The organism is Roseitalea sp. (assembly GCF_984466335.1).
This window is the reverse complement of record NZ_CFIFWG010000247.1, coordinates 1-2,501: the sequence shown is the minus strand read 5'-3', so window position 1 is coordinate 2,501 and position 2,501 is coordinate 1. Positions and strand designations below refer to the sequence as shown.

Here is a 2,501-nt window from a genome sequence, read left to right as displayed (position 1 = left end):
TAATCGAGGCCGCTCATCAGAACGTTGATGCCCCGCCCCTCCTCGCCGAGCACATTGTCGAACGGCACCTCGCAATCGGTGAACACCAGTTCGCTCGTGTCCGAGCCGCGCATGCCCAGCTTGTCGAGCTTTTGCCCCTGCGCGAACCCGGCCATGTCCCTTTCGACCAGGAAGGCGGTGATGCCGCGCGGGCCGGCGTCCGGATCGGTCCTAGCATAGACCACCAGCACGTCGGCCGTCGGGCCGTTGGTGATCCACATCTTGCTGCCGTTCAGCACATAGCGGTCGTTCTTCTTGTCGGCGCGCAGCGTCATGGAGACGACATCGGAGCCCGCGCCCGGCTCACTCATGGCGAGCGCGCCCAGATGGGCGCCGGAAATCAGTCCGGGCAGATGGCGCGCCTTCTGTTCGGCGTTCGCGTTGCGGGCGATCTGGTTGACGCACAGGTTGGAATGGGCGCCGTAGGAGAGCGCGACCGAGGCCGAGGCGCGGCTTATCTCCTCCATCGCCACCACATGGGCCAGATAGCCCATGCCCGCACCGCCATGCTCCTCGGGCACGGTGATGCCGTGCAGGCCCAGCGCGCCCAGGTCCGGCCACAGATCGCGCGGGAACGCGTTGTCGGCGTCGATGTCGGCGGCGCGCGGCGCGATGCGCTCCCGCGCGAAGCGGTGCACGGTCTCGCGTAGCGCCTCGATCTCCTCGCCGAGCGCGAAATGCATGGTCGCCGTGAACATGGTCCCTCCCCCGCAGGTCCGTTCGGATGCCTATTCGGCCGCTTCGGCAAGCCGCGCCGGCTCGGGCGGGCTGTCAAGTTCGGCGATGAGCCGGGCGCGCTCGGCGGCGGCCCTTTCCATCGCCTCGTGCTTGACCGGGCCGAAGCCGCGAATCATGTCCGGCACGGACAGAAGATCGCGCACGATGCCGAACCGGTCTTCGTCAAGCCCGGCGAGCGCGGTCCGCACATCGGCCTCGTACTGCGCGATCAGCGCCCGCTCGGCACGGCGTTCGGCGGTGCGGCCGAACGGGTCGAACCGCGTGCCGCGCAGGCCCTTCAAGCGGGCCAGCACGCGCATGGCGCGCAGCATCCAGGGGCCGAATTCGCGCTTTTTCGGCCGGCCGCCTGCGTCCTCGCCGGGCAGGAAGGGCGGGGCGAGGTTGAAGGACAGTTTGAAATCGCCGGCGAACCAGCCGTTCAGATAGCGGTCGAAGGCAGGATCGGCGAACAGCCGGGCGACCTCATATTCGTCCTTGTAGGCCAAAAGTTTGGCGTGGTTGTGCGCCACCGCCCGAACCAGCGCGTCGGCATCATCCGGATTGCCAAGGCGCGCCCCCGCCACCGTGCGGACATTCTCGACCAAGCGCTTGTAGCGTTCGGCGAGCGCCGCGTTCTGATAGGCGGTCAGGTGCCTTGCGCGGTGGGCGATCAGGTCGCGCGTCGTCATGGTCGCCATCGGCGTGAAGCCCTCTTCGTGCCCTTTCATTGCCGCGACGGCGGCCGGATCGTTCGCCATGACGCGGCCCCAGCGGAACGCCTCGATGTTCGGCTCGACGGCGATACCGTTGATTTCGATCGCCCTTTCGATCGCTTCGGCCGAAAGCGGGATCAGCCCCTTCTGCCAGGCGAAGCCGACCATGATGATGTTGGTGGCGATCTCGTCGCCGGCAACGGAAAGCGCCGCCCCGCCGAAATCGTGAAAGTGGGCGTCCGGGCGGACGACCGCGCGCACCGTGTCCTCGACGGTGCCTTGCCGGAAGTCGAAATCGCGCTGGCGGACGAATTCGGCGACCGGCGTCAGCTTGGCGTTGACGACGGCGTGCGTGCGTTCGGGGTCGCAGCGCACGGTTCCATCGCGCGAGGCGGCGACCACCGTGTCGGCGGCGAGCAGCAGGTTCGCCCCGCCCGGCGCGATGCGCGGGCTCTTGCGCGGCGTGTCGGCGGCCGAAAGGCGGATATGGCTCATCACCGCTCCGCCCTTCTGGGCAAGGCCCGCCATGTCGAGGACGAGCGGGGCGACGTTTTCGAGCTTTGCCGCCATGGCGATGATCGCCCCGACAGTCAGAACGCCCGTGCCGCCGACGCCGGTCACCGCGATGTTCCAGCTTGGCGCCATCTTCGGCAGGTCGGGCACGGGGAGCGCGGAGACGTCGGGGGCGGCCGAACGCCCCTCGCCCTTTTTCAGCCGACCGCCGCGCACCGTCACGAAGGACGGGCAGAAGCCCTTGACGCAGGAAAAATCCTTGTTGCAAGCTGACTGATTGATCTGCCGCTTGCGGCCCATCTCGGTTTCCAGGGGATCGATGGCGATGCAGTTGGACTGCACCGAACAGTCGCCGCACCCCTCGCACACGGCCGGGTTGATCAGGACGCGCATGTCGGGGTCTTCCATCAGGCCGCGCTTGCGGCGCCGGCGCTTTTCGGCCGCGCATGTCTGCACATAGACGATCGCCGACACGCCCGGCCGTTCGCGCAATTCCTTCATCACCGCGTCGATCTCGTC

Annotated in this window: 2 protein-coding genes; both read right to left on the bottom strand. The window is 67.9% G+C overall.

The window, feature by feature from the left end; translation table 11 throughout:
* Positions 1-737 (bottom strand): acyl-CoA dehydrogenase family protein (locus AC5E6L_RS15140; protein WP_491774409.1); only part of this gene is annotated, 737 nt, incomplete at its 3' end.
* Between the two features lie 30 nt (positions 738-767).
* A partial coding sequence (locus AC5E6L_RS15135; protein ID WP_491774407.1) for a DUF6537 domain-containing protein occupies positions 768-2,501 on the bottom strand: 1,734 nt, incomplete at its 5' end.